This is a genomic window from Bacillus sp. FSL W8-0640, assembly GCF_038007725.1.
Classification (GTDB): Bacteria; Bacillota; Bacilli; order Bacillales; family Bacillaceae_G; genus Bacillus_A; species Bacillus_A cereus.
Genome location: NZ_JBBOXT010000001.1, coordinates 4,261,264 through 4,287,678, shown reverse-complemented (window position 1 = coordinate 4,287,678; position 26,415 = coordinate 4,261,264). Strand labels below are relative to the sequence as shown.

Genomic DNA, 26,415 nt, shown 5'->3' with positions numbered 1-26,415 from the left:
GATTTGTTACTTATAGATAAGTTATACAGGAGGGGGAAAATTTGAAAATTCATATCGTGCAAAAAGGGGATACCCTTTGGAAAATTGCGAAAAAGTACGGAGTGGATTTTGACACGTTGAAAAAAACAAATACACAACTTAGTAATCCAGATTTAATCATGCCAGGTATGAAAATTAAAGTGCCATCAAAGAGTGTTCACATGAAACAACAGGCTGGAGCAGGTTCAGCGCCTCCAAAGCAATACGTAAAAGAAGTGCAGCAAAAAGAATTTGCAGCAACACCAACTCCGCTTGGAATAGAAGATGAGGAAGAAGTTACGTATCAATCAGCACCAATTACACAGCAGCCAGCTATGCAACAAACACAAAAAGAAGTGCAAGTAAAACCGCAGAAAGAGATGCAAGTAAAGCCACAAAAAGAAGTACAGGTGAAACCACAGAAGGAGATGCAGGTAAAGCCGCAAAAAGAAGTACAGGTGAAACCGCAAAAAGAGGTGCAAAAAGAACAGCCAATTCAAAAAGAAAAACCGTCTGTTATTCAAAAACCACCTGTGATAGAAAAACAAAAACCGGCGGAAAAAGAAAACACGAAGTTTTCGGTAAATGTATTACCGCAGCCGCCACAACCACCAATAAAACCGAAAAAAGAATATAAAATTTCAGATGTAATAAAAAAAGGAAGCGAGTTAATTGCTCCTCAAATTAGTAAAATGAAACCTAACAATATCATTTCTCCGCAAACGAAAAAAAATAATATAATATCGCCGCAAGTGAAAAAAGAAAATGTAGGGAATATAGTGTCGCCGCAAGTGAAAAAAGAAAATGTAGGGAATATAGTGTCACCACAAGTGAAAAAAGAAAATGTAGGAAATATAGTGTCGCCGCAAGTGAAAAAAGAAAATGTAGGAAATATAGTGTCGCCGCAAGTGAAAAAAGAAAATGTAGGGAATATAGTGTCACCACAAGTGAAGAAAGAGAATGTAGGAAATATAGTGTCACCACAAGTGAAGAAAGAGAATGTAGGAAATATAGTGTCACCACAAGTGAAGAAAGAGAATGTAGGAAATATAGTATCGCCAAATGTATCGAAAGAAAATGTAGTTATTCCACAAGTCATACCGCCAAATATTCAAATGCCAAATATAATGCCGATCATGGATAACAACCAACCACCGAATATAATGCCAATTATGGATAACAATCAAATGCCGAATATGATGCCAATTATGGATAACAATCAACCACCGAATATGATGCCAATCATGGATAACAATCAAATGCCGAATATGATGCCAATTATGGATAACAATCAAATGCCGAATATAATGCCAATTATGGATAATAACCAAATGCCGAATATGATGCCAATCATGGATAACAATCAAATGCCGAATATGATGCCAATTATGGATAACAATCAAATGCCGAATATGATGCCAATCATGGATAACAATCAACCACCGAATATGATGCCAATTATGGATAACAATCAACCACCGAATATGATGCCAATTATGGATAACAATCAAATGCCGAATATGATGCCGATTATGGATAACAATCAACCACCAAATATGATGCCCTATCAAATGCCCATGATGCCGCCGAATCCGTATTATCAACAACCAAATCCATATCAAATGCCATATCAGCAAGGAGCGCCGTTTGGACCGCAACATACGTCTATGCCAAACCCGAATATGATGCCAATGGATAATAACATGCCGCCGCTTGTGCAGGGTGAGGAAGATTGTGGATGCGGAGGAGAAAGTAGACTATATAGTCCACAACCAGGCGGTCCGCAATATGCGAATCCTTTATATTATCAACCAACTCAGTCTGCATATGCACCACAGCCAGGAACGATGTATTATCAACCAGATCCACCAAATGTATTTGGAGAGCCCGTTTCAGAAGAAGAGGACGAAGAAGAAGTTTAAAAAGGCGGGAGTATTCCCGCCTTTTTTGCATTCCTGTTAATTAAGAAAAGGCAGTTTTTTTATGAAGTGCTAGAAAATTCCCAGTGAAATATTAACAGTGTAAAAACCTTCTCTGTTACTCATCATAAGAGGGAGCTTTTCAGTAGAGAAGCTCATTCTAACAGAGGGGGTTTTTGTATTGAATACGAAAGTAAAAGTGATTGCTGCTTCTTTGTTAGTTACTAGTGCATTAGCTGCATGTGGTACACCAAAAAACAATGCAATGGATGGACGTAACTACAATTACGAGCGTACATCTTATAATGATACACACCAGTATCGTGATAATGTGACGCGTAATGATCGTTATACAGATTATGTAACATATAGAAATGGTCGTAACGATACAGGATACAATTATTACCGTGATGTAAATTACAATGGACAAATTGCTAATCCGCATCCAACTCGTAATATTACAATGAACAATTCATACATTAACAATGATGGTAAAACAGCTGAAAGAATAACAAATCGTGTGAAACGTATGAATAACGTAGACCGTGTGTCTACAGTTGTATATGGAAACGATGTAGCGATTGCGGTAAAACCACGTAACACAGTGACAAATGAAACGGCGATGGCGAACGAAATTCGTCAAGCTGTTGCAAATGAAGTTGGAAACAGAAACGTATATGTTTCTGTAAGAAATGATATGTTTACTCGTGTCGATGCAATGAGTACGCGTCTACGTAACGGTACAGTTACAAACGATTTTAATCGTGACATAGTGAATATGTTCCGAGACATTCGTTACGGTTTAACTGGTACAGTGCGATAGCAAAACAAAAGAGGAAGGGGGAGCCCTTCCTCTTTATTCATCGTTGTCTTGTAAACGACGTTTTTTAATAAAATAACTAACGGAATAAGAAATTAAAAAGCAGATGAAAAGAATACTACCTGTTAAAATAGCTTCAAATAGAGGTCTTTCTGGACTGAAAATGATATAAATAATAGCCATAACGATTCCTACAATTAGGGAGCGGAAGACAAGTTTATAATAAGGAGTTAACTTTATTTCCTTTTCGCCTTCTTCTACATCGATTGAAACACTTAACTGTAAATAACTAAGGATCATACTCGTAAGAATAAATACTAGCCATAATGGAGATTTCGTAATTTGATCTATTCCTTCAGTGAATCCGATATAGCCTAAAACACCGATTATACCAAGTGATTGAAAAAGAAAGACAATACGTATGTTTTTTAACGTTTGCAGAATGAGACGTTCATCCTTTATTTGTTTCATAATATCTATCTCCCGTTTATGATGATTTCGCTGTTATGTTTATTGTAATATATATATTGCATTTATCAATTTATAATTTGCGTTTGATTTATTTGGATGAAAGAGGAAATAAAATATTTTTATAAACATGTTGCACTTATACTTTATTAATGTTATATTAGCAAAGCGATGAGCTAATTTACGTAAGACGAGAGATATGCTTAAGTGCTAAACACGCGAATGTGGTCGCCTGGTCTCTCGCCGTAAACGCATCAAGACGCCTGCTTTGCAGGCGTCTTTCATTTTATATAAAAGTAAATGATACATGCAGATGAGGTGAATCCTTATCTGCATTTTTTATATTTTCGAAAGAAATGTAATATGGATAAAACCCCCATTTCCGGAAAAACTACTAATGAAAGTATGATCTTGCCTAAAAGAGGTGAACGGAAATGAAATGGATACTGATTGCGATGCAAGCTTTCGTTATGATGTTTTGTTTCGTTTATGAAACGAATGTGAAGGCGGAAGGGCCAGTACCAGAAGTAACGAAAAAAGAACCTGAGGTTACAATTTTATTAGAGCGTATGTATGTTGATGGCGAAGTAAGCGAAGAAATACTTACAGAAAAAGTGACGGATTTAGAAAAGTTTTTACAGCAGTATAAAGAATGGCAGCTCGTTGATCGTGATGATGTACAAATTGTATTGCAAAAGAAAGTTGATGATATTTCTCCGTTATTGAAAACGAGCGGGTATTTTGGTGTTTCAGAGGAAGGGATATTACAAATTTTCAAAGGTGTGCCAAAAAATGATAATGCGATCCATTCTTTCTTTCAAATTGATATGAAAAAGCTTGAGAGCTATGAACGTGCGAAATTGAAACGTGGCATTCGTATTAAATCAAAAGAAGGTTTTGTGAAGACGATTGAAAAAATGAAGCAATACGCAGTTCAAAGTAAGAAAAAAAGCAGCTCATGGTGAGCTGCTTTTTTTCTTATTTATTTTTAGCTAAAATTTCTTTTGCGATTTCATCAATTAGCATATCTTTTCCGATTGGATTGAATGCTTTCGTATTGAAGACTTCATTTGATACTTCATATACGTGATTGTTCTTAACTGCTTTATTGTCTTTCCAAACAGCACTGTTTTTGTAGTCTTCGTAAACTTTATCAGCTTCGCCGCCGAAGTTTACAATAAACATTTGGTCAGGCTGAAATGCAACTAGACCTTCTAGTGATACTTGCGCCATCGTTTGTTTTAAATCCGTACCTTTTGTTGCTGGAAGTTTTAAGTCATTAAAGATGATGTCACCGTATCCGAAGCTACCGTATACACGGAAGTTTTGTGGTGTAACTGCAACGAACATAAAGTTCTCATCTTTTGTTTTCTCTTTAATTTTTTTAGATAAAGAGTCTGCTTTCTTATCGTAGTCTGCAATCCATTTGTCTGCTTTCTTCTCTTCGTCAAATAGCTTACCTACTTCTTTAAACTTACCACGCCAGTCTTCTAAGTTTGTTTCTAGAACAACTGTAGGTGCAACCTTTTCTAGTTGATCATAAATTTTTAATTGACGGTTGTTTAAAATAATTAAGTCTGGTTTTAAAGCAGTAACAGCTTCTAAATCAACTTTAGGTGCCCAGTACCAACCTACTGCTTTTACTCCATCTAACTTGTCTGTTAAGTGATTTTGGATTTTATCTTTATATGTATTTGCTGTACCAACAGGTTTATGTCCAAGAAGTAATAGTTCTTCTGTTGATCCAGATAAGTCAACAATTCTCTTTGGATTTACTGGAATTGTAGCTTCACCTTTAGCATGTTTTACAACTTTTGTTTTCGGTTGTTCTTTTGCTTTCGATTCTTCTTTTTGAGAAGAACAGCCAACGATAGAAAGAACAACAAGCATAATAGTAAATAAAATAAATAGCTTACGTTTCATCCTGATGTAACCCCTTTAATTAGTATTGATAATCATTATCGACTTCTGTATATTAAGGTGCTTTAACCTTTCTGTCAATGGAAAATAACAGAAGTTTCAAGTGGAGAACATTTGTTGGGGCAGTCTCGCTTTTCTATCATTAAATATGTTAAAATGGAATACATGATTTAAGAGGGAGAGATCGTATTTTGTTTGAATATGTTACAGGTTACGTGGAGTATGTAGGGCCGGAATATGTCGTAATTGATCATAATGGAATTGGTTATCAAATTTTCACACCAAATCCGTATGTATTTCAAAGAAGTAAGCAAGAAATCCGTGTCTATACATATCATTATGTGAGAGAAGATATTATGGCACTTTACGGTTTTAAAACACGTGAAGAGCGTTTATTATTTACAAAGTTGTTAGACGTGTCTGGCATTGGGCCAAAAGGCGCTCTTGCAATTTTAGCTTCTGGTCAAACAGGACAGGTCGTTCAAGCGATTGAGCATGAAGATGAGAAGTTTTTAGTGAAATTCCCAGGCGTCGGAAAGAAAACAGCACGCCAAATGATTTTAGATTTAAAAGGAAAACTAGCAGATGTCGTACCAGATGCATTTGTTGATTTATTCTCAGACACAGAACGTTTTGATGAGAAGAAAGGTTCATCAGCTGAGCTTGATGAGGCACTGGAAGCTCTGCGCGCACTTGGATACGCAGAACGCGAAGTTTCTCGTGTTGTACCAGAGTTATTAAAAGAAGCATTAACGACGGATCAGTATATTAAAAAGGCACTTAGTCTTTTACTAAATGGTAAGAGGTGAGTATAATGGACGAACGTCTCCTTTCAGGGGAATCTGCATATGAAGATGCGGATTTAGAATATTCATTACGGCCACAGACGCTCCGTCAGTATATTGGCCAAGATAAAGCGAAACATAATTTAGAAGTATTTATTGAAGCGGCGAAAATGCGTGAAGAAACGTTAGATCACGTGCTTTTATATGGACCACCAGGTCTTGGTAAAACGACGCTTGCGAATATTATTGCCAATGAGATGGGCGTTAATGTTAGAACAACTTCAGGTCCCGCAATTGAAAGACCAGGAGATTTAGCTGCTGTATTAACAGCGCTTCAGCCAGGTGATGTATTATTTATTGATGAAATTCATCGTTTGCATAGATCAATTGAAGAAGTATTGTATCCTGCGATGGAAGACTTTTGCCTTGATATTGTAATTGGAAAAGGGCCTTCAGCACGTTCTGTACGCCTAGATTTACCGCCATTTACATTAGTTGGAGCAACAACACGTGCTGGAGCATTATCGGCACCGCTTCGTGACCGCTTCGGTGTACTTTCAAGGTTAGAGTACTACACAGTAGATCAGCTTTCTGCGATTGTTGAACGTACAGCAGAAGTATTTGAAGTTGAAATCGATTCGTTAGCTGCATTAGAAATTGCAAGACGTGCTCGTGGTACACCTCGTATTGCGAATCGTCTTTTAAGACGTGTACGTGATTTCGCACAAGTTCGTGGTAATGGAACGGTTACGATGGAAATTACACAAATGGCATTAGAGCTACTGCAAGTAGATAAATTAGGTCTAGATCATATTGATCATAAATTACTGCTTGGTATTATTGAGAAATTCCGTGGCGGTCCAGTTGGATTAGAAACGGTTTCAGCAACAATTGGAGAAGAATCTCATACGATTGAAGATGTGTATGAGCCGTATTTATTACAAATTGGCTTTTTACAACGAACGCCGAGGGGCCGAATTGTAACGCCGCTTGCGTATGAACATTTCGGAATGGAGATACCAAAAGTATGACGGAGATGCCAAAGCTGCTTATTACAGCCGGGATCTTACTCATCGTTGTTGGATTAGCTTGGAAGTTCCTTGGAAGGCTTCCAGGCGATATTTTTGTGAAAAAAGGAAACGTTACCTTTTATTTTCCTATCATTACATGTATTGTGTTAAGTATTGTATTATCTTTTATTATGTATATAATAAATCGATTTAAATAAGAAATAGGTGGATATAGCTATGGATATAAATCTGTTTGATTTTCATTTACCAGAAGAACTTATTGCACAAGTCCCGTTAGAAGAGCGTGAAACATCAAGATTAATGGTGTTAGACCGTGAAACAGGTGATATTGAGCATAAACATTTTACGGATATTCTTTCTTACTTACATGAGGGGGATTGCTTAGTTTTAAATGAAACGAAAGTTATGCCTGCTCGTTTGCACGGTGTGAAAGAAGATACAGGCGCGCACATTGAAGTACTTCTTTTAAAACAAGAAGAAGGTGATAAGTGGGAAACGCTTGTAAAGCCAGCGAAACGTGTAAAAGAAGGAACTGTTATCTCTTTTGGCGAAGGGAAATTAAAAGCAACTTGCACAGGAACTGCAGATCAAGGTGGACGTCAGCTTGAATTTTCATATGACGGCATCTTCTATGAAATTTTAGATGAACTTGGGGAAATGCCACTTCCTCCATATATTAAAGAGACACTAGAAGATCGCGATCGCTATCAAACAGTATATGCGAAAGAAATCGGTTCAGCAGCAGCGCCGACTGCGGGACTTCACTTTACAGAAGAGTTACTTGAGAAGTTAAAGCTAAAAGGCGTTCAGTTAGCATTCATTACACTTCACGTAGGACTTGGAACATTTAGACCAGTTTCTGCAGACACGATTGAAGAACACCATATGCACGCAGAATATTATCATATGTCTGAAGAGACAGCGGCATTATTAAATCGTGTGAAAGAGAATGGTGGACGTATTATTACTGTAGGTACGACATCAACTCGTACGTTAGAAACAATTGCAACAGATCATGAAGGTAAGCTTTGCGCCGCTTCTGGATGGACAGATATTTTCATGTATCCGGGATATGAATTTAAAGCAATTGATGGTTTAATTACAAACTTCCATTTACCGAAATCAACATTAATTATGCTTGTAAGTGCATTTGCAAATAGAGATAATGTACTTCATGCTTATAATGAAGCAGTAAAAGAAAAATATCGTTTCTTTAGCTTCGGTGATGCAATGTTCGTTGCATCTCACGCTAAAATGAGAAACAAATAAAAGGAGTAAGTTATGACAGCAATTCGTTATGAATTTATTAAGACATGTAAACAAACGGGTGCCCGTTTAGGTCGTGTGCATACGCCGCACGGTTCATTTGATACACCAACATTTATGCCAGTTGGTACACTTGCAACAGTTAAGACAATGTCACCAGAAGAATTAAAAGCAATGGATTCTGGCATTATTTTAAGTAATACGTATCATTTATGGCTACGTCCAGGTCATGAAATTATTCGTGAAGCAGGCGGCTTGCATAAATTTATGAACTGGGATCGTGCAATCTTAACAGACTCTGGTGGTTTCCAAGTATTCAGTTTAAGTGACTTCCGTCGTATTGAAGAGGAAGGCGTTCACTTCCGCAATCACTTAAATGGAGATAAATTATTCTTATCACCAGAAAAAGCGATGGAAATCCAAAATGCATTAGGTTCAGATATTATGATGGCATTTGATGAGTGTCCACCATTCCCAGCTACTTTTGAATATATGAAGAAATCTGTAGAGCGTACGAGCCGCTGGGCAGAACGTTGCTTAAAAGCGCATGAACGTCCGCAAGATCAAGGTTTATTCGGTATTGTACAGGGCGGGGAGTACGAAGAGCTTCGTCGTCAAAGTGCGAAAGATCTTGTTTCAATGGACTTCCCTGGTTACGCTGTAGGTGGTTTATCTGTTGGTGAACCGAAAGATATTATGAACCGTGTTCTTGAGTTTACAACACCACTTCTTCCAGATAATAAGCCTCGTTACTTAATGGGTGTAGGTTCTCCTGACTCGTTAATCGATGGCGCAATTCGTGGTATTGATATGTTTGACTGCGTACTTCCAACTCGTATCGCTCGAAATGGTACATGTATGACAAGTGAAGGTCGCCTCGTTGTAAAAAATGCGAAATTCGCAAGGGACTTCGGTCCGCTTGATCCAAACTGTGATTGCTACACATGTAAAAACTACTCTCGTGCGTACATTCGTCACTTAATGAAATGTGATGAAACGTTCGGAATTCGTTTAACGTCTTATCACAACCTTCATTTTCTGTTAAACTTAATGGAGCAGGTGAGACAAGCTATTCGTGAAGACCGTCTTGGCGATTTCCGCGAAGAGTTCTTTGAACAGTATGGCTTTAATAAACCGAATGCTAAAAACTTCTAATACATAATTTAAAAGGAGGAACAAAAGATGAATGCAGGTATGATGAATATCGTTATGATCGTTGCGATGTTTGCGATTTTCTATTTCTTATTAATTCGCCCGCAACAAAAACGTCAAAAAGCAGTTGCTCAAATGCAAAGTGAGTTAGCAAAAGGTGATGCTATCGTAACAATCGGTGGTTTACACGGTACAATCGAATCAGTAGATGAGACGAAAATTGTTATTAAATCTGGTGGTTCACACTTAACGTTCGATCGCAATGCGATTCGTGAAGTTGTGAAAAACTAATTTGGAAGGCCCTGCATGAAATATGCAGGGCCTTTTTTAGTTACTTTGCTTTGACATATTTACACCGAAAATACCACCGAGTGTACTCGCCCCCATTAATGCTAATTGATAAAGTAATTGTGAGTTCGATAAAGTTTGAGAAAAGCCTAAATAGTTAACTAGAAAAACGAGTATAGTGAACGTGAGACCTGTTGTGAGACCTACTAGCCAACCTTTCCCTTGAGCCTTTTTGCCGGCAGTAAATCCAGACATAAGCATAGATAAAAGAGCGAGTATAAAAATAGTAACGGTTAATGTCCCTTCGTTTATATTCGTAAACTTTAATAAAAGAGCCATAATCATGCTAGTAATAGATGCGAGAATTAGTAGTGTAATAATACCGAAGCCAATTGCAGTTGATAATTTTTTCGTTCCATCCATTTATGCATTCCCCCTTTTTAATACAAGCATATTTTCCTTTTGTCTAAGTTAGACTAGTTTCTTTTTTATAGGGGAGTCTATACGTAAAAAAGGAGATGTAGAAATGGAATGGATATCAATAATTGGACGGACAATGCTTTTGTATATCATCATCTTAATTATTTTTCGTCTTATGGGTAAACGTGAGATAGGAGAGCTAAGTGTATTAGATTTAGTCGTATTTATTATGCTTGGAGAAATGGCTGTAGTGGCAATTGAAAATACCGATAAATCACTTTGGCATCAATTAGTTCCGATGACTTTTCTTATGTGCATCCAAATTATTTTGTCAGTCATTTCCCTAAAGTATCAACGCTTTCGGCATTTAATAGAAGGTGAGCCGGCTATTCTTGTAAACGCGGGAAAGATTGATGAAAAGAAGATGAGAAAGCAACGTTATAATATAGATGATTTAATGATGCAATTAAGGGAACAAGGAGTTGGAGATATTCGGGATATAGAATATGCTATTTTGGAACCGTCTGGGAAGTTATCTGTCTTTCAAAAACAAAAAAATAAACAAGATACATTGCAGTTTACGCTTCCTCTTATTATTGATGGAGAAATTCAATCTAGTCATTTACAAATGATTGAACATACAGATGCATGGCTTATTGAGAAATTAAAAAACTTAGGTTATAACGATGTAACACAAATTTTATACTGTAGTTTTCAAAACGGAAAATTTTTTGTTGATGTAAAAGAAGATTAGAGATTTATCCTTTGAAAGAGTAAGAATGATTAGTTTAACTAATAATCAGTGGAGATTACCCCACTGATTAAAGTTTCAACTTATTTCAAAAATGAAAGTTTACGAATGATAGGGAGACGACTTAACTCTTCTTTTCGAATGAGTTTGAAAGTGAAGAGAAGTACGATATAAACAATTGTTGTTAAAGTGATTTCCCATAATGTTTGTATGCCAAGGGCATGAGAGAAAATAATATATTTATGAAGATAAAAACCGAAGGCGCCCGCGATACCGATGGCGAGTCCACCGAAAATATAGTCTTTTGCGTAAATGGTAAATGTAATCTTTTTTAAAACAGTAGCGTAGTGAAGAAATGTTACTGTTACAATATTTGCAGCAATAGCGAGAGCAACCCCCATCATTTGAAATTCTGGCCTTGATGCTAGTACAAAAATAACGATTAATTTCACGATGGCACCAATAAATGTATTCATCATTGCAGCTCTTGCTAAGTTTAAAGCTTGCAAAACAGAGGTAAGTGGACTTTGGAAATAATGAAATAAAAAGCAAGGCGCAAGAAGTTGAATGAATGCTGTTGCACTGTCTGACCCATACATAAGAGTTAAAACAGGAGAAGCGAATACGTATAATATAACGACAGACCATCCGCCGGTAATTAATGAAATTCGAAGTGCTTGTTGTAAACGGTGCTCCACTAATTTATGTTGTCTTTTTGCCATTGCTTCACTAATAGAAGGGACGAGCGCTGTAGAGAGAGCGTATGTAATAAAGGCGGGTAGTGATAGAAGCGGGAATGCATAACCGTTTAATATACCGTATTGCTGAGTTGCAACAGAAGCAGCGACACCAGCAATTGCTAAGCTTTGCATAACGACAATAGGTTCAAAAAAATATGAAACGGAGCCGATTAAACGACTTCCTGTAGTTGGAAGGGCAATATCCATCAGAGAATAAAATGTCCCTTTGCTTTCCTTTACAGTAGTAAAAAATCCAGAGCGTATTGATAAATGTTTTTCTCGCTGAAATAACGTGAGTAAAAATAATAACGATGCAACTTCACCGAGAACAGCTGATAACATAGCGCCGGCTGCAGCGTATTCTATGCCGTAAGGTAAAAATAATTGAATGCATATAGCAATAATGGTAATGCGGACGACTTGTTCTAGAACTTGCGCATAAGCGCTAGGTTTCATGTTTTGTTTCCCTTGAAAATAACCACGCAAAACAGAAGAAACAGCAATAACAGGAACAACGGGCAAAATGGCCATTAATGGATAGTACGTTCTTTCGTCGGTTAATAATGTTTTTGCTAAAATAGGTGTGAGGAACATAATTCCGATTGTTAAAATGATACTAATAACGGATGTAACAGCTAGTGATACGGTTAATATTTTTTTAACTCTTTGTTTATCGTTCACAGCTTCCGCTTCTGCTACAAATTTTGCGATTGCGACAGGAAGACCAATTTGTGTCAATGTAATTGCTAAAATGAATGTAGGAACGGCCATCATATAAAGACCAACGCCTTCTTCTCCCAAAATACGTGCCATTACTATGCGGTTGATAAAGCCGAGTATTTTTGTAATAAAGCCGGCTATCATTAAAATAAATGCGCCTTTTAAAAAGCTTTGTCTCGTCATGTTCTTCTCCTACCTTCTCAAAATCAATGGAATGATTTACAATAATTTATATGCACGTACGAGACAAGAATGACAAGCATTTAAGAGAGTGAAATATGATAGTGCTCTTGAAAGTAGTTATTGCTGTCCATTAGAGCGGGAATAAAAGCGACTTTTCGTGCGAAATAAGAAGGAGATGTTATAGATGTTAGATAGAGAGGCTTTGGTAGAATCATACCGCGGACAGTTACAAGTCGTTTTAGAAAGTAAAGTAGAAGAGTTTCAAATGTTCGGCTACGACAGAGTGACAGATGATGACATTTGGAAGTTTCTTAAAGTAAAAAAGTGGAAGAAGATAGACAGCGATGTTAGATTGTATGAATTAGTTAATGACGTATTAACAGTAAGTGCTAATGAATATATGACATATTTAACTGTTGAAGCATATCAAGCGCCACTTTGGTCATTTGATGAATATGAAAATAAATAACCGACTGCAATTGGTTTGTTCTTCCTTTTGCAGTATAATGATAGGTATTGATAATCAGGAAATAATTATGTCTAAGATCATATATAAAGGAGGTAGTGAAGAGAGAAAACAAATAATGAAAGTGCAGGTATCGTGAAAACGTACCGGCACAGCTAGTGATGAGCTAGCAAAATTATAGAAAGGAAGTCTACTAACTAGACGTATGCACACGTGTAAAAGTGAATCGTAAGAGATTTATTTAAAGTGTTAGTAGCGGAAAGAGGGTACATATGGCAAAGCGTGGTACGAGAATTGCCGCCTTTTTCCTCATCGTTTTATTAATCGGTGGAGTAATTGGTGCGGCAGGAAAAGACATAGCAAAAGGAATTAGTCTAGGACTAGACCTTCGCGGTGGTTTTGAAATTCTGTATGAAGTAAAACCAGCCAAAAAAGGTGACAAAATCGATCGAGACGTACTTGTAAGTACAGTAGGTGCTCTTGAGAATCGTGTCAATGTTCTCGGTGTAAGTGAGCCGAACATTCAAATCGAAGGGCAAGATCGAATTCGTGTACAGCTTGCTGGTGTACAAGATCAGCAAAAAGCACGTGAAATGTTATCAACACAAGCGAAATTAACATTCCGTGATGTAGATGATAATCTTCTTATGGACGGAACGGATTTAAAAGGCGGCGGAGCGAAGCAAACATTTGATGAGCAAGGCCGTGCGAGCGTAGGTCTTACACTAAAGAGCGCTGAAAAATTCCGTGAAGTAACTGAAAAAATTTCAAAAATGCCACCACCAACGAATTTAATGGTAATTTGGCTTGATTTTGAAGAAGGAAAAGATTCGTACAAAGCAGAATCTGCAAAACCGAATCCGAAGTTCTTATCAGCAGCAACAGTAAACCAAGTATTTAACCAAGCTGAAGTATCTATCGTAGGTGGAAACTTCACAGTTGAAAGTGCGAAACAACTTTCATCTTTATTAAATGCAGGTGCACTTCCTGTTGATTTAAAAGAAATGTATTCAACATCTGTTGGAGCGAAGTTTGGTCAACAAGCGTTAGAGCAAACGATTTTCGCTAGTGCGATTGGTATCGCTCTTATTTTCTTATTTATGCTTGTATTCTACCGTTTACCAGGACTTGTAGCGGTTATTATGTTAGGTTTATACATTTTCGTTACATTACTTGTCTTTAACTGGATGCATGCAGTTCTTACGTTGCCAGGTATTGCGGCGTTAGTGCTTGGAGTAGGTATCGCAGTTGATGCGAATATTATTACGTACGAGAGACTGAAAGAAGAGTTGAAAATTGGTAAGTCCATGATGTCGGCATTCCGCGCTGGTAACCATCGTTCATTAGCAACAATTCTAGATGCAAACGTTACAACTCTTGCGGCAGCTGGTGTGTTATTCGTTTATGGTAATAGCTCTGTAAAAGGATTCGCAACAAGTTTAATCGTAAGTATTTTAGTTGGTTTTATTACGAACGTATTCGGTACTCGTTTCTTACTAGGTTTACTTGTAAAGAGCCGTTACTTTGATAAAAAACCAGGATATTTTGGTGTGAAACAAAAGGATATTATTCCATTAACAAAAGGTGTAGTACATCCGCCAACGAGATTTGATCGTATTAACTTCGTAAATATCGGTCATAAATTCCTTATCTTCTCGATTGTAGTTGTAATTGCGGGTGCAATTATCTTACCAATTTTCAAATTGAATCTTGGTATTGACTTTGCAAGTGGTACACGTATTGACTTGCAATCAAAACAAGCCGTTACGGTGTCTGATGTTCATAAAGATTTTAAAGAATTGAACATTGATGTGAAGGAAGAAAATATTGTACCGACTGGAGATGACAATAAAGGTTTCGCAGTTCGTACATTAGGTGTTTTATCAAAAGATGAAATTGCGAAAACAAAAACATTCTTCCACGATAAATATGGTACAGATCCAAACATAAGTACAGTTTCACCGACAATCGGTAAAGAAATTGCACGAAATGCATTTATCGCTGTACTGATTGCTTCTGCGGTTATCATTTTATACGTAAGTATTCGATTCCGATTTACGTATGCGTTATCTGCAGTACTTGCATTATTACATGACGCTTTCGTTATGGTTGTTATGTTTAGTATTTTCCAACTAGAGGTAGACTTAACGTTTATCGCTGCAGTGTTAACAATCATCGGTTATTCTATTAATGACTCGATTGTTACATTTGATAGAAACCGTGAATTATACAAACAGAAAAAACGAGTGCGCGATATAAAAGATCTAGAAGAAATCGTAAATGCAAGTATTCGCCAAACGCTTGGTCGCTCGATTAACACCGTATTAACAGTGTTATTCCCAGTAATTGCACTGCTTATCTTCGGTAGTGAGTCACTACGTAACTTCTCGTTTGCGTTACTTGTTGGATTAATTGTAGGTACGTACTCTTCTGTTTTCGTTGCCTCTCAAATTTGGTTAATGCTTGAAAACCGTCGTTTGAAAAAGGGAAAAAACAAGAAGAAGGTTGAGAAAGTAGAATCTGAACCGCAAGTATAGAAAAGATGATGTCTCTTTATGAGGCATCTCTTTTTTCGTTTGTGGATACAATAAGATAGCAACTTTTTAACAGAAAGAAGATGGAAGAAAGTGGTGGTGTTATCGCTGTTTTTGTTAAAATAAAAAGATAGGTTAAGAAAAGAAGGGATTTTAATTATGGAAAAAGATGAACGTTTTAAACAGGCCGAGTTTGGTGCTATTGTCGGGATCGTTGGTAATATTATATTAGCGATTGTAAAGGCGGTAATTGGTTATATTGGGAACAGTAAAGCGTTATTAGCGGATGCCGTGCATTCTGCATCAGATGTAATAGGTTCGCTAGCTGTACTTTTTGGACTGCGAGCGGCAAAGCAGCCACCTGATGAGGATCATCCGTATGGTCATGGTAAAGCGGAATCGATTTCAGCGATTATTGTTGCGGTATTATTATTTATTGTGGGACTTGAAATCGCGATTTCGTCTATAAAAGCTTTTTCGCAAGAACTAGAACCGCCGAAAGGAATTACGATATTTGCTGTTGTTCTTTCAATCGTCGTGAAAGAAGGAATGTTTCAATATAAATTCCGATTAGGGAAAAGAGTAAACAGTGATGCAATTATTGCAAATGCATATGAGCACCGTTCGGATGTATTTTCTTCAATTGCAGCTTTAATCGGTATTTGTGCAGCTATAATCGGTGGTAAGTTTGGTATAGACTGGCTCGTATATGCTGATCCGATTGCAGGATTAGTTGTTTCACTTCTTGTTGTAAAAATGGCATGGAGCATTGGAGCGGAAGCAATTCATGCAACGCTTGACCATGTTCTTCATGAGGAGGATGTTATTCCGCTTAGAGAGGCCGTTCTTCAAGTAGATGGTGTGAAAAAAATTGGTTCTTTATATGCACGGGAGCATGGTCATTATGTTATTGTCGATATTAAAGTGTCTGTAGATCCATACATTACCGTAGAAGAAGGACACCGTATTGGAAAACATGTGAAAGAAATACTTATGAAACAAGATAATGTACAAAATGTATTCGTACATATAAATCCGTATTCTCCAAATTAAACATCATTAACATTTTAGTATATAGATATTGCATCGTAGTTTGCATTATATTGTCACCCCTTAATCTGTCTTGTATAATGAACAGGTTAAGGGGTGATTTCGTGTTACAACCGAAGACGCGTTGGAAAGAAAAAAAATATAATGACGAGCGAGTGAGTGAATTAGCAAGTAAATTACAGTTATCGCCACTTGTCGTTTCATTATTCCTCGGTAGAGGACTAGATACAGAAGATAAGATTTTAGATTTTTTAAATACAGAAAATCAAGAATTTCATGATCCATTTTTATTAGAAGGAATGGATAGAACGGTAGAACGTGTAAATAAGGCGATTCAAAATGGAGAGCAAATATTAATATTTGGTGATTACGATGCGGACGGAGTAAGTAGTACGACGGTTTTATATCTTGCTCTTCAAGAATTAGGTGCAGAAGTAGAATTTTACATTCCAAATCGTTTTACAGAAGGGTATGGACCGAACGAAGAAGCATTTCGTTGGGCGCATAGTGCAGGTTTCTCACTGATTATTACTGTCGACACTGGCATCGCAGCAGTACATGAAGCGAATGTAGCGAAAGAGCTTGGAATAGATCTAATTATTACAGATCACCATGAGCCACCGCCAGAATTGCCAGAAGCGCTTGCGATTATACATCCGAAATTAGAAGGTGGCGTATATCCGTTTCACTATTTAGCTGGTGTAGGTGTTGCGTTTAAAGTTGCGCATGCACTATTAGGCCGTGTACCAGAACATTTATTAGAGATTGCAGTAATCGGTACAGTAGCCGATTTAGTATCACTTCATGGTGAAAATAGGTTGCTAGTGAAACGCGGTTTAAAACATATGCGTATGACGAGAAATATTGGTTTGAAGGCATTGTTTAAAGTTGCTAACGTTTCGCAAAGTGAAATTACAGAAGAGAGTATTGGCTTCTCAATTGCACCTCGTATTAATGCGGTTGGGCGTTTAGAAGATGCTGCGCCGGCTGTACACCTTTTATTATCAGATGATCCAGAGGAAGCGAAAGAGTTGGCCGAAGAAATTGATGAGCTGAACAAACTGCGAAAAGATATTGTAAAGCAAATTACAGAAGAAGCTATCGCTGAAGTTGAAAATAAATTCCCGCCAGAAGAAAACAAAGTATTAGTACTTGCAAAAGAAGGCTGGAACCCAGGGGTAATTGGAATTGTTGCTTCTAAATTAGTTGAACGTTTTTATCGTCCGACGATTGTATTAAGCATCGATCCTATAAAAGAAACAGCAAAAGGCTCAGCACGTAGTATTGCAGGATTTGATTTGTTTGCAAACTTATCAGATTGTAGAGAGTTATTGCCACACTTCGGAGGGCATCCGATGGCAGCGGGAATGACGCTACATATGAATGATGTAGATGAATTACGTCGCCGATTAAATGAACAAGCAGATGCGATTTTAACAGAAGAAGATTTTATTCCAATTACAGCAGTTGATGTTTTTTGCAAAGTAGAGGATGTAACGCTAGCGGCAATTGAAGATATGCAAAAACTAGCCCCGTTTGGTATTGGAAATCCGAAACCACGTATTGCAGTAAAAGATGCAGAGTTAGAAAGCATTCGCGCAATCGGATCAGATGGTTCTCATTTAAAAATGGCTCTTCGTGATGGACAAGCAACACTGGATACAATTGGATTTGGTTTTGGTGCATATGCTAAAGAAATCTCTCCAGTTGCAAAAGTATCTGTAATAGGAGAAGCATCCATCAATGAATGGAATAATTTTAAGAAGCCACAACTAATGGTACAAGATATTGCTGTAGAGGCGTGGCAATTATTTGATTGGCGTAGTATGCGTAATGCAGAAGCAAATTTAGCAGAACTTCCGAAAGAAAAAATAACAATGGTGTATTTTTCTGAAGAGGTATTGAATAAATTTTCTTTAGAGAGCTATAAAGAAAAGCTCATGCATGCTTCAGAAGTAACGCATTTAGATGATCAATATATCGTGTTACTTGATTTACCAAAAGGAACCGATGAATTACGTGAGTTATTTAAGGCAGGATTCCCAGCGCGAATTTATACGCTATTTTATCAAGAGAATAACCACTTATTTAGTACAGTTCCTACGAGAGAACACTTTAAATGGTATTATTCTTTCTTAAACCAAAAAACACCATTTTCTTTAAGACAATATGGAGAACAACTATGTCGTCATAAAGGTTGGTCAAAAGATACAGTAAATTTTATGACACAGGTGTTTTTTGAGTTAGAATTTGTTACAATAAAAGATGGCGTCATTTTTATGGCAGACAAAAAACAAAAGCGTGATTTAATTGAATCGAACACATATCGTGAGAAAATGAACCACTTACAATTAGAAAAAGAATTGGTTTATAGCACATATCAGCAACTATATACATGGTTTGAAACGATTCGTAATCATAAAGAAGTAGAACAGTTAGGGTAAAGGATTTGTATTTACAAACCTTTTAGATCTGAGGAGGATTCAGAAATATGGATTTCAAGCAACATATCGCAATTGTACCGGATTATCCGAAAGAAGGTATTGTGTTTAAAGACATTACACCTTTAATGAATGACGGTAAAGCATACAAAGCAGCAACAGATGCAATCGTTGAATACGCAAAAGAAAGAGATATCGATGTTGTAGTAGGACCAGAAGCTCGTGGTTTCATTATCGGTTGCCCAGTTTCTTATGCGTTAGAAGTAGGATTTGCGCCAGTTCGTAAATTAGGAAAATTACCACGTGAAGTAATTACAGTTGACTACGGTAAAGAATATGGTAAAGATGTTTTAACAATCCATAAAGATGCAATTAAGCCAGGTCAACGCGTATTAATTACAGATGACCTATTAGCTACAGGTGGAACTATCGAAGCGACAATTAAGCTAGTTGAAGAACTTGGCGGAGTTGTAGCAGGGATTGCATTCTTAGTAGAGCTTACTTACTTAGATGGTCGTAAAATGTTAGATGGTTACGATGTATTAGTATTAGAAAAATACTAATCACTATATAGGTAAAACTACGGTGATAAAAAGTACCCGTGAATCTCTTGGAGAGGAGCGGGTACTTTTGTATAATTGAACAAAAAATCATGGTGAAATGTCAGTAAAATCTTTTCCTTTTCACAATTCACAATCATTGGGTTATAATGATAGAATATAATTTATTCTATTAAATAAAGATAAAGTCAATTTTCAATAAAAGGTGATTCGATGGCAAATGAGCAGGTACTAACAGCTGAACAGGTACTCGAGAAAGCAAGTCAATATTTAGTGGATGAAGATATTGAGCTAGTAGCACGTGCCTATGAATATGCACGCGATGCGCATAGCGAACAATACAGAAAATCGGGTGAACCGTATATTATTCATCCAATTCAAGTTGCAGGTATTTTAGTTGATTTACACATGGATCCAGCTACGGTATCAGCAGGTTTCTTACATGATGTAGTGGAAGATACAGAGATTACGTTAGAAGATATTGAACGGGAATTTAACAAAGAAATTGCTATGCTTGTTGATGGTGTTACGAAGCTTGGGAAGATCAAATATAAATCTCACGAACAACAACAAGCAGAAAACCATCGCAAAATGTTTATTGCAATGGCTCAAGATATTCGAGTTATTTTAATTAAACTAGCTGATCGTCTTCATAACATGCGTACATTGAAACATTTGCCTCAAGAGAAGCAGCGTCGCATAGCGAATGAAACGCTAGAAATCTTTGCACCTTTAGCACATAGACTCGGAATTAGTACTATTAAATGGGAGCTAGAGGATACGTCACTTCGCTATTTAAATCCACAACAATATTATCGTATTGTAAATTTAATGAAGCGTAAACGTGCAGAACGTGAAGAATACTTAGACGAAGTAATGACTGGTATTCGTGAGAAATTAAAAGAAGTTGCAATTCAACCTGAGATCTCTGGAAGACCGAAACATATTTACAGTATTTATCGTAAAATGGCACTGCAAAATAAACAGTTCAATGAAATTTACGATTTATTAGCTGTACGTGTTGTTGTAAATAGTATCAAAGATTGTTATGCAGTGCTTGGAATTATTCATACGTGCTGGAAGCCGATGCCAGGTCGTTTTAAAGATTATATTGCAATGCCAAAAGCAAATCTATATCAATCTCTTCATACGACTGTAATTGGACCGAAAGGTGATCCACTTGAAGTGCAAATTCGTACGAAAGAAATGCACGAAATTGCAGAATTCGGGATCGCGGCACACTGGGCATACAAAGAAGGAAAAACAGCAGAAACAACAGGTACATTAGAGAAGAAACTCACGTGGTTCCGTCAAATATTAGAATGGCAAAATGAAGCTTCTAATGCAGAAGAATTTATGGAGTCATTAAAAATTGATTTATTCTCTGACATGGTATTCGTCTTTACACCGAAAGGCGATGTAATGGAATTACCACTTGGATCGGTTCCAATTGATTTCGCGTATCGTGTCCATTCGGAAATTGGGAATAAAACAATTGGTGCAAAAGTAAACGGGAAAATGGTAACGCTGGATTATAAATTAAAAACCGGCGATATCATTGAAATTTTAACGTCGAAACATTCATATGGCCCAAGTCAAGATTGGGTAAAACTTGCTCAAACATCTCATGCGAAAAATAAAATTCGTCAATTCTTTAAGAAACAACGTAGAGACGAAAATATTGAAAAAGGCCGTGAACTTGTTGAAAAGGAAGTACGTGGTCTAGAGTATGAGATGAAAGAAGTATTAGCGCCTGATAACTTAAAACGCGTCGCTGAGAAATTTAACTTTGCAAATGAAGAAGATATGTTTGCAGCAGTTGGATATAGCGGAATTACAGCTTCGCAAATTGTTACGCGACTAACGGACAAGTTCCGCAAGCAACGCGAAGAAGAAGAAATTGTTGAAGTCAAAGAAGTTCGTAAACCGATGAAAATTCGAAAATGGGATTCTGGTGTAAAGGTAAGCGGTGCTGATAATTTATTAATCCGTTTATCGAAATGCTGTAACCCAGTTCCGGGTGATGATATCGTTGGGTATATTACGAAAGGCCGAGGTGTATCGATTCACCGCCGTGATTGTGTAAATGTTCATACAGAAGAAGCGATAGAACGTTTATTAGAAGTTGAGTGGGAAGGTAGCCCTGAAAAAGAAATAGAGTATAACGTTGATATTGAAATTTCAGGTTACGATCGCCGCGGTTTATTAAATGAAGTACTGCAAGCTGTTACAGAGACGAAAACATACATTTCAGCTGTTTCTGGTAGAAGTGACCGTAATAAGATGGCAACAATTAATATGTCAATCTCGATTCGTAACTTACAACACTTGAAAAAAGTAGTAGAACGCATTAAACGCGTTCCAGAAATTTATGCAGTACGACGCATGATGCATTAATAGGGAGTGTAGAAAGATGAGAGTTGTTTTACAACGATCAAAGAAAGCGTCTGTCACAGTAGACGGTGAGATCGTAGGACAAATTCCGTTCGGTTTAACATTACTAGTTGGCATTACGCACGAAGATACAGAAAAAGATGCAACTTACATTGCAGAAAAAATTGCAAACTTACGTATTTTTGAAGATGAGAGCGGAAAGATGAATCATTCTGTACTTGATGTAGAAGGACAAGTTCTATCTATTTCGCAATTCACATTATACGGAGATTGCCGCAAGGGAAGACGTCCAAACTTTATGGATGCTGCGAAACCTGATTATGCAGAGCGTTTATACGATTTCTTTAATGAAGAAGTTCGTAAACAAGGATTACATGTGGAAACAGGGAAGTTCGGAGCAATGATGGATGTTTCTTTAATCAATGATGGTCCGGTGACCTTAATTGTAGAAAGTAAATAGTGTTGATAAAAAAGAGAGGGTTATATAATCCTCTCTTTTTTATACATTGTTGTATGTTTTGTTCATTTATTTGGAATTAATAGCAGTTTTGGTTATGTATAACTCTTTCATCAATATGGAACAATAAAAAGTAAAACATCCATATTGAATGTGAGGGATATACGTATGCGTATGAATGAAAAAGGGCATTCTGTTACAAATGGTGCAAATCAACTATTTAACGTGAATTTTCATGATTTTATTTCAAAAGAGCAAAACAATACTTCAATGGAGCTTGCTTCCGAGTTTGGGATTTCTCTTCAAGATGTAAAGCGTTTAAAGAAGCAGATTGAACGTTCTTAGAGCACTTGACAATCCTACTTAACAAACGTATAGTAATTTTATATTTACATATGAATATAACCGTTGATAGAGAAGAGTAAATGAGACACACATGGAAAGAGAAGAAATGTCTTAGGCTGAAAACATTTCTACATGATGACTGATTGAATGACACTCTAGAGGTTTCAACTTGAACGGCATATACGCTTAGTAGGGATGAACGCATATTTAAGCGTTATTAAAAAAGTGGAAGCATAAGTGCTTCAATTAGGGTGGCACCACGGGTATAATACTCTCGTCCCTACTGTTCAAACAGTAGAGGCGGGAGTTTTTTTATTTTTATTAAGATTAAAACAATTTGAGGAGGAACTGAATATGTCTATTCAAATCCCACGCGGAACGCAAGATATTCTTCCAGGCACTGTTGAGTTATGGCAGTATATCGAAGGGCAAGCACGCGAAATTTGCCGTCGTTACAATTATAAAGAAATTCGTACACCAATTTTTGAGCACACTGAGCTATTTTTACGCGGTGTTGGTGATACGACAGATATCGTACAAAAAGAAATGTACTCATTCCAAGATCGTGGAGAGCGCAGCTTAACATTACGTCCAGAAGGTACTGCACCTGTTGTACGTTCTTATGTTGAAAATAAAATGTTTGGTGATGCAACACAACCAACGAAATTATACTATATCGGTCAAATGTTCCGTTATGAAAGACCACAAGCAGGTCGCTATCGTCAATTCGTACAATTCGGTATCGAAGCAATCGGCAGTAATGACCCTGCAATTGATGCAGAAGTAATTGCACTTGCTGTTGAATTTTACCGCGGCATGGGCTTGAAAAATATTAAAGTTGTATTAAACAGCTTAGGTGATGCGGCGAGCCGTCAAGCACACCGTGATGCGTTAATCGCACACTTTGAGCCACGTATCGGTGAGTTCTGTTCTGACTGTCAATCTCGTTTAGAAAAGAACCCTCTTCGTATTTTAGATTGTAAGAAGGACCGTAACCATGAATTAATGGGAACAGCACCATCTATTACAGAATACTTAAATGAAGATTCAGCAGTATACTACGACAAAGTTCAAGAGCTATTAACGATGATGGATGTTCCGTTTGAAAAAGATCCGAACTTAGTGCGTGGTTTAGACTACTACCAACACACTGTTTTTGAAATTATGAGTGAGGCAGAAGGTTTCGGTGCGATCACTACATTAAGCGGTGGTGGCCGTTATAACGGACTTGTACAAGAAATCGGTGGACCAGAAATGCCAGGTATCGGTTTTGCAATGAGTATTGAACGTTTAATTATGGCGCTAAAAGCTGAAAACATTGAATTACCACTTGAACATAGCATTGATTGTTACGTTGTGGCGCTTGGCGAAAAAGCGAAAGACCATGCTGCAAAAGTTGCGTTCGATCTTCGTAAAGCTGGATTGTCAGTTGAAAAAGATTATTTAGATCGCAAAATGAAAGCACAATTTAAATCAGCAGATCGTCTAAAGGCGAAATTTGTAGCTGTATTAGGAGAAGATGAGCTAGATAAAGGCATCATTAACTTAAAAGATATGGCAACAGGTGAACAAGAAGAAGTAGCGTTAGATGTATTTGCTTCATACGTAGCAGAGAAATTAATATAGGGGGAACTTACAGTGGCTGAAAGAACACATGCATGTGGAAAAGTAACAGTAGAAGCTGTTGGACAAACAGTTCAATTAAAAGGTTGGGTACAAAAACGCCGTGACTTAGGTGGATTAATCTTTATCGATTTACGTGACCGTACAGGTATCGTACAAGTTGTATTTAACCCAGAAACATCAAAAGAAGCGTTAGAAGTAGCAGAAACAATTCGTAGCGAGTACGTATTACACGTAGAAGGTACAGTTGTTGAACGTGGTGAAGGCGCAATTAATGACAATATGGCAACTGGTCGTATTGAAGTACAAGCAACGAAAGTAAATGTACTAAATGCAGCGAAAACAACGCCAATCATCATTGCTGATGATACAGATGCATCAGAAGATGTGCGTTTAAAATATCGTTATTTAGACTTACGTCGCCCAGTAATGTTTAACACATTCAAAATGCGTCATGACGTAACGAAAACAATTCGTAACTTCTTAGACACAGAAGAGTTCTTAGAAGTAGAAACACCAATTTTAACGAAAAGCACGCCAGAAGGAGCTCGTGACTATTTAGTACCAAGTCGTGTGCATGATGGTGAATTCTATGCACTACCACAGTCACCACAGTTATTTAAACAGCTTCTTATGGTCGGCGGATTTGAGCGTTACTATCAAGTAGCACGTTGTTTCCGTGATGAAGATTTACGTGCGGATCGTCAACCGGAATTCACGCAAATCGATATCGAAGCTTCATTCTTAACACAAGATGAAATTTTAGATATGATGGAGCGTATGATGACGAAAGTTATGAAGGATGCAAAAGGTGTAGAAGTTAGTGCACCATTCCCTCGTATGAAATATGCTGATGCAATGGCTCGCTACGGTTCTGATAAGCCAGATACACGCTTTGAAATGGAACTAACAGACTTATCTGAGTTTGCAGCAGGTTGTGGCTTTAAAGTGTTTACAAGTGCTGTAGAAAGCGGCGGACAAGTAAAAGCAATCAATGCAAAAGGTGCTGCAAGTAAATATTCTCGTAAAGACATCGATGCATTAACTGAATTCGTGAAAGTATACGGTGCAAAAGGTTTAGCTTGGCTTAAAGTTGAAGAAGACGGTTTAAAAGGACCGATTGCAAAATTCTTCGGTGAAGAAGATGCAAATGTGTTAATGAGCACATTAGAGGCTACTGCTGGCGACTTATTACTATTCGTAGCAGATAAGAAGAGCGTTGTTGCAGATAGCTTAGGTGCACTTCGCTTACGTCTAGGTAAAGAGCTTGAGTTAATTGACGAAAGTAAATATAATTTCCTATGGGTAACGGATTGGCCACTTCTTGAGTACGATGAAGATGCAGATCGTTACTTCGCAGCTCACCACCCATTCACAATGCCATTCCGTGAAGACGTTGAGTTACTAGAAACAGCACCAGAAAAAGCACGTGCACAAGCATATGACCTTGTATTAAACGGTTATGAGCTTGGTGGTGGATCACTTCGTATTTACGAGCGTGACGTACAAGAAAAAATGTTCAAAGCACTTGGATTCTCACAAGAAGAAGCGCAAGAGCAATTCGGGTTCTTATTAGAAGCATTCGAATACGGTACACCACCACACGGCGGAATCGCATTAGGTTTAGATCGTCTTGTTATGTTACTTGCAGGCCGTACGAATCTTCGTGATACAATTGCATTCCCAAAAACAGCAAGCGCAAGCTGCTTATTAACAGAAGCTCCAAGCCCAGTTGCAGAAGCACAGCTTGAAGAGTTAAACTTAAAATTAAGCTTAAAAGAAGAGAAGTAAGAATAGGGTCTAGATGGTTATACTATAACCGTCTAGACTTTTTTTGAGAGGTTGTTTAAAAAGTCCGATTTAGATAACTGTCGCATCTCATCGTTGCTTCGCCAGTCCGGTGCTCGAGTAGTATTTTTCTACACTGCGCTCCTCCTGGCTTCAGCGCCTCGATCTGCTCGGTTCTCTAAATCCTCCTTTTTAAACGTGTATTGAAAGGAAGTTTAAAAAGTCCGGTTCAGATAACTGTCGCATCTCATCGTTGCTTCGCTAGTCCGGTGCTCG

At 37.4% G+C, this 26,415-nt stretch carries 23 protein-coding genes, 1 pseudogene and 1 other annotated feature; of the genes and pseudogenes, 20 read left to right on the top strand and 4 right to left on the bottom strand.

Annotated elements, in window-relative coordinates:
* Positions 1–41: 41 nt before the first annotated feature.
* Positions 42–198 (top strand): annotated as a pseudogene (gene safA, locus N2V80_RS30570) (SafA/ExsA family spore coat assembly protein); the annotation flags it as partial.
* A 1,920-nt stretch (positions 199–2,118) separates the two neighbouring features.
* Complete coding sequence (locus N2V80_RS22140; RefSeq protein WP_001093542.1) at positions 2,119–2,760, top strand: YhcN/YlaJ family sporulation lipoprotein; 642 nt, start codon at positions 2,119–2,121, stop codon at positions 2,758–2,760.
* A gap of 33 nt (positions 2,761–2,793) precedes the next feature.
* On the opposite strand, the gene N2V80_RS22135 is transcribed toward N2V80_RS22140, so the two are convergent.
* Positions 2,794–3,228 (bottom strand): hypothetical protein, encoded by a 435-nt coding sequence (locus tag N2V80_RS22135; RefSeq protein WP_061654499.1) that lies wholly within the window; start codon positions 3,226–3,228, stop codon positions 2,794–2,796.
* Between the two features lie 431 nt (positions 3,229–3,659).
* Here N2V80_RS22135 and N2V80_RS22130 point away from each other — a divergent pair, with 431 nt between their 5' ends.
* Entirely contained in the window at positions 3,660–4,190 is a 531-nt protein-coding gene (locus N2V80_RS22130) for a BofC C-terminal domain-containing protein (protein WP_000871174.1), read from the top strand.
* 13 nt (positions 4,191–4,203) lie between these two features.
* Here the strand turns inward: N2V80_RS22130 and N2V80_RS22125 are convergent, their stop codons facing one another.
* Positions 4,204–5,148: an iron-hydroxamate ABC transporter substrate-binding protein gene (locus N2V80_RS22125; protein WP_000823606.1), complete on the bottom strand. Its 945-nt coding sequence runs from the start codon at positions 5,146–5,148 to the stop codon at positions 4,204–4,206.
* Positions 5,149–5,336: 188 nt separating this feature from the next.
* Between N2V80_RS22125 and ruvA the strand changes: the two genes are divergently transcribed.
* The 6 genes from ruvA to yajC are packed head-to-tail and all read left to right on the top strand — an operon-like array spanning position 5,337 to position 9,670.
* Complete coding sequence (gene ruvA / locus N2V80_RS22120) at positions 5,337–5,954, top strand: Holliday junction DNA helicase RuvA (RefSeq protein ID WP_061654498.1); 618 nt, start codon at positions 5,337–5,339, stop codon at positions 5,952–5,954.
* A gap of 5 nt (positions 5,955–5,959) precedes the next feature.
* Entirely contained in the window at positions 5,960–6,961 is a 1,002-nt protein-coding gene (gene ruvB, locus N2V80_RS22115; protein ID WP_000344449.1) for a Holliday junction branch migration DNA helicase RuvB, read from the top strand.
* Positions 6,958–7,158, top strand: a complete 201-nt coding sequence (locus N2V80_RS22110; RefSeq protein WP_000138164.1) for a DUF2905 domain-containing protein — start codon at positions 6,958–6,960, stop codon at positions 7,156–7,158. The genes ruvB and N2V80_RS22110 overlap by 4 nt, the downstream gene beginning before the upstream one ends.
* A 19-nt stretch (positions 7,159–7,177) precedes the next feature.
* Positions 7,178–8,230 (top strand): tRNA preQ1(34) S-adenosylmethionine ribosyltransferase-isomerase QueA, encoded by a 1,053-nt coding sequence (gene queA / locus N2V80_RS22105; protein WP_000354027.1) that lies wholly within the window; start codon positions 7,178–7,180, stop codon positions 8,228–8,230.
* 12 nt (positions 8,231–8,242) lie between these two features.
* Positions 8,243–9,382 carry a tRNA guanosine(34) transglycosylase Tgt gene (tgt, locus tag N2V80_RS22100; protein WP_000125365.1) on the top strand — a complete coding sequence of 380 codons (1,140 nt, stop codon included), beginning with the start codon at positions 8,243–8,245 and terminating at the stop codon, positions 9,380–9,382.
* Positions 9,383–9,409: 27 nt separating this feature from the next.
* Positions 9,410–9,670 (top strand): preprotein translocase subunit YajC, encoded by a 261-nt coding sequence (gene yajC, locus N2V80_RS22095; RefSeq protein ID WP_000991115.1) that lies wholly within the window; start codon positions 9,410–9,412, stop codon positions 9,668–9,670.
* A 36-nt stretch (positions 9,671–9,706) separates the two neighbouring features.
* Here yajC and N2V80_RS22090 read toward each other — a convergent pair whose 3' ends face one another.
* On the bottom strand, positions 9,707–10,090 hold the full coding sequence (locus N2V80_RS22090; protein WP_000349131.1) for a TIGR04086 family membrane protein: 384 nt from the start codon (positions 10,088–10,090) through the stop codon (positions 9,707–9,709).
* A 103-nt stretch (positions 10,091–10,193) separates the two neighbouring features.
* Between N2V80_RS22090 and N2V80_RS22085 the strand changes: the two genes are divergently transcribed.
* The gene (locus N2V80_RS22085; protein WP_061654497.1) at positions 10,194–10,841 is read left to right on the top strand and encodes a DUF421 domain-containing protein; all 648 of its coding nucleotides are present in this window, start codon (positions 10,194–10,196) and stop codon (positions 10,839–10,841) included.
* An 80-nt stretch (positions 10,842–10,921) separates the two neighbouring features.
* Here N2V80_RS22085 and spoVB read toward each other — a convergent pair whose 3' ends face one another.
* Positions 10,922–12,481: a stage V sporulation protein B gene (gene spoVB / locus N2V80_RS22080; RefSeq protein WP_000198300.1), complete on the bottom strand. Its 1,560-nt coding sequence runs from the start codon at positions 12,479–12,481 to the stop codon at positions 10,922–10,924.
* Between the two features lie 184 nt (positions 12,482–12,665).
* Here spoVB and N2V80_RS22075 point away from each other — a divergent pair, with 184 nt between their 5' ends.
* The 10 genes from N2V80_RS22075 (at position 12,666) to aspS (ending at position 26,142) form a co-directional block, all read left to right on the top strand.
* Positions 12,666–12,950, top strand: coding sequence for a post-transcriptional regulator (locus tag N2V80_RS22075; RefSeq protein ID WP_000886978.1), 285 nt, complete (start codon positions 12,666–12,668; stop codon positions 12,948–12,950).
* 269 nt (positions 12,951–13,219) lie between these two features.
* Positions 13,220–15,484 (top strand): protein translocase subunit SecDF, encoded by a 2,265-nt coding sequence (gene secDF, locus N2V80_RS22070; protein ID WP_001119065.1) that lies wholly within the window; start codon positions 13,220–13,222, stop codon positions 15,482–15,484.
* Between the two features lie 156 nt (positions 15,485–15,640).
* Positions 15,641–16,534, top strand: a complete 894-nt coding sequence (locus N2V80_RS22065) for a cation diffusion facilitator family transporter (protein WP_000409741.1) — start codon at positions 15,641–15,643, stop codon at positions 16,532–16,534.
* A 101-nt stretch (positions 16,535–16,635) separates the two neighbouring features.
* A complete protein-coding gene (recJ, locus tag N2V80_RS22060) occupies positions 16,636–18,975 on the top strand; it encodes a single-stranded-DNA-specific exonuclease RecJ (protein WP_000941282.1) in 2,340 nt (779 codons plus the stop codon).
* Positions 18,976–19,022: 47 nt separating this feature from the next.
* A complete protein-coding gene (locus tag N2V80_RS22055; RefSeq protein WP_000346215.1) occupies positions 19,023–19,535 on the top strand; it encodes an adenine phosphoribosyltransferase in 513 nt (170 codons plus the stop codon).
* A 210-nt stretch (positions 19,536–19,745) separates the two neighbouring features.
* Complete coding sequence (gene relA, locus N2V80_RS22050) at positions 19,746–21,929, top strand: GTP diphosphokinase (RefSeq protein ID WP_001262811.1); 2,184 nt, start codon at positions 19,746–19,748, stop codon at positions 21,927–21,929.
* 16 nt (positions 21,930–21,945) lie between these two features.
* On the top strand, positions 21,946–22,386 hold the full coding sequence (locus N2V80_RS22045; protein WP_001266965.1) for a D-tyrosyl-tRNA(Tyr) deacylase: 441 nt from the start codon (positions 21,946–21,948) through the stop codon (positions 22,384–22,386).
* A 165-nt stretch (positions 22,387–22,551) separates the two neighbouring features.
* Positions 22,552–22,728 carry a hypothetical protein gene (locus N2V80_RS22040; protein ID WP_001242605.1) on the top strand — a complete coding sequence of 59 codons (177 nt, stop codon included), beginning with the start codon at positions 22,552–22,554 and terminating at the stop codon, positions 22,726–22,728.
* A 54-nt stretch (positions 22,729–22,782) separates the two neighbouring features.
* Positions 22,783–23,013, top strand: a binding site (T-box leader).
* A gap of 69 nt (positions 23,014–23,082) precedes the next feature.
* Entirely contained in the window at positions 23,083–24,354 is a 1,272-nt protein-coding gene (hisS, locus tag N2V80_RS22035) for a histidine--tRNA ligase (RefSeq protein WP_000027084.1), read from the top strand.
* A 12-nt stretch (positions 24,355–24,366) separates the two neighbouring features.
* The gene (gene aspS, locus N2V80_RS22030) at positions 24,367–26,142 is read left to right on the top strand and encodes an aspartate--tRNA ligase (RefSeq protein WP_000840899.1); all 1,776 of its coding nucleotides are present in this window, start codon (positions 24,367–24,369) and stop codon (positions 26,140–26,142) included.
* Positions 26,143–26,415 lie beyond the last annotated feature (273 nt).

Bases quoted from the DNA above. Each gene is read 5' to 3' on its own strand.
- N2V80_RS22085 (WP_061654497.1), top strand. From the start codon at position 10,194: ATGGAATGGATATCAATAATTGGACGGACAATGCTTTTGTATATCATC.
- N2V80_RS22090 (WP_000349131.1), bottom strand. From the start codon at position 10,090: ATGGATGGAACGAAAAAATTATCAACTGCAATTGGCTTCGGTATTATT.
- spoVB (WP_000198300.1), bottom strand. From the start codon at position 12,481: ATGACGAGACAAAGCTTTTTAAAAGGCGCATTTATTTTAATGATAGCC.
- N2V80_RS22040 (WP_001242605.1), top strand. From the start codon at position 22,552: ATGCGTATGAATGAAAAAGGGCATTCTGTTACAAATGGTGCAAATCAA.
- queA (WP_000354027.1), top strand. From the start codon at position 7,178: ATGGATATAAATCTGTTTGATTTTCATTTACCAGAAGAACTTATTGCA.
- N2V80_RS22110 (WP_000138164.1), top strand. From the start codon at position 6,958: ATGACGGAGATGCCAAAGCTGCTTATTACAGCCGGGATCTTACTCATC.
- N2V80_RS22045 (WP_001266965.1), top strand. From the start codon at position 21,946: ATGAGAGTTGTTTTACAACGATCAAAGAAAGCGTCTGTCACAGTAGAC.
- N2V80_RS22125 (WP_000823606.1), bottom strand. From the start codon at position 5,148: ATGAAACGTAAGCTATTTATTTTATTTACTATTATGCTTGTTGTTCTT.
- hisS (WP_000027084.1), top strand. From the start codon at position 23,083: ATGTCTATTCAAATCCCACGCGGAACGCAAGATATTCTTCCAGGCACT.
- ruvB (WP_000344449.1), top strand. From the start codon at position 5,960: ATGGACGAACGTCTCCTTTCAGGGGAATCTGCATATGAAGATGCGGAT.
- N2V80_RS22130 (WP_000871174.1), top strand. From the start codon at position 3,660: ATGAAATGGATACTGATTGCGATGCAAGCTTTCGTTATGATGTTTTGT.
- yajC (WP_000991115.1), top strand. From the start codon at position 9,410: ATGAATGCAGGTATGATGAATATCGTTATGATCGTTGCGATGTTTGCG.
- tgt (WP_000125365.1), top strand. From the start codon at position 8,243: ATGACAGCAATTCGTTATGAATTTATTAAGACATGTAAACAAACGGGT.
- relA (WP_001262811.1), top strand. From the start codon at position 19,746: ATGGCAAATGAGCAGGTACTAACAGCTGAACAGGTACTCGAGAAAGCA.
- N2V80_RS22135 (WP_061654499.1), bottom strand. From the start codon at position 3,228: ATGAAACAAATAAAGGATGAACGTCTCATTCTGCAAACGTTAAAAAAC.
- N2V80_RS22055 (WP_000346215.1), top strand. From the start codon at position 19,023: ATGGATTTCAAGCAACATATCGCAATTGTACCGGATTATCCGAAAGAA.
- N2V80_RS22065 (WP_000409741.1), top strand. From the start codon at position 15,641: ATGGAAAAAGATGAACGTTTTAAACAGGCCGAGTTTGGTGCTATTGTC.
- secDF (WP_001119065.1), top strand. From the start codon at position 13,220: ATGGCAAAGCGTGGTACGAGAATTGCCGCCTTTTTCCTCATCGTTTTA.
- N2V80_RS22075 (WP_000886978.1), top strand. From the start codon at position 12,666: ATGTTAGATAGAGAGGCTTTGGTAGAATCATACCGCGGACAGTTACAA.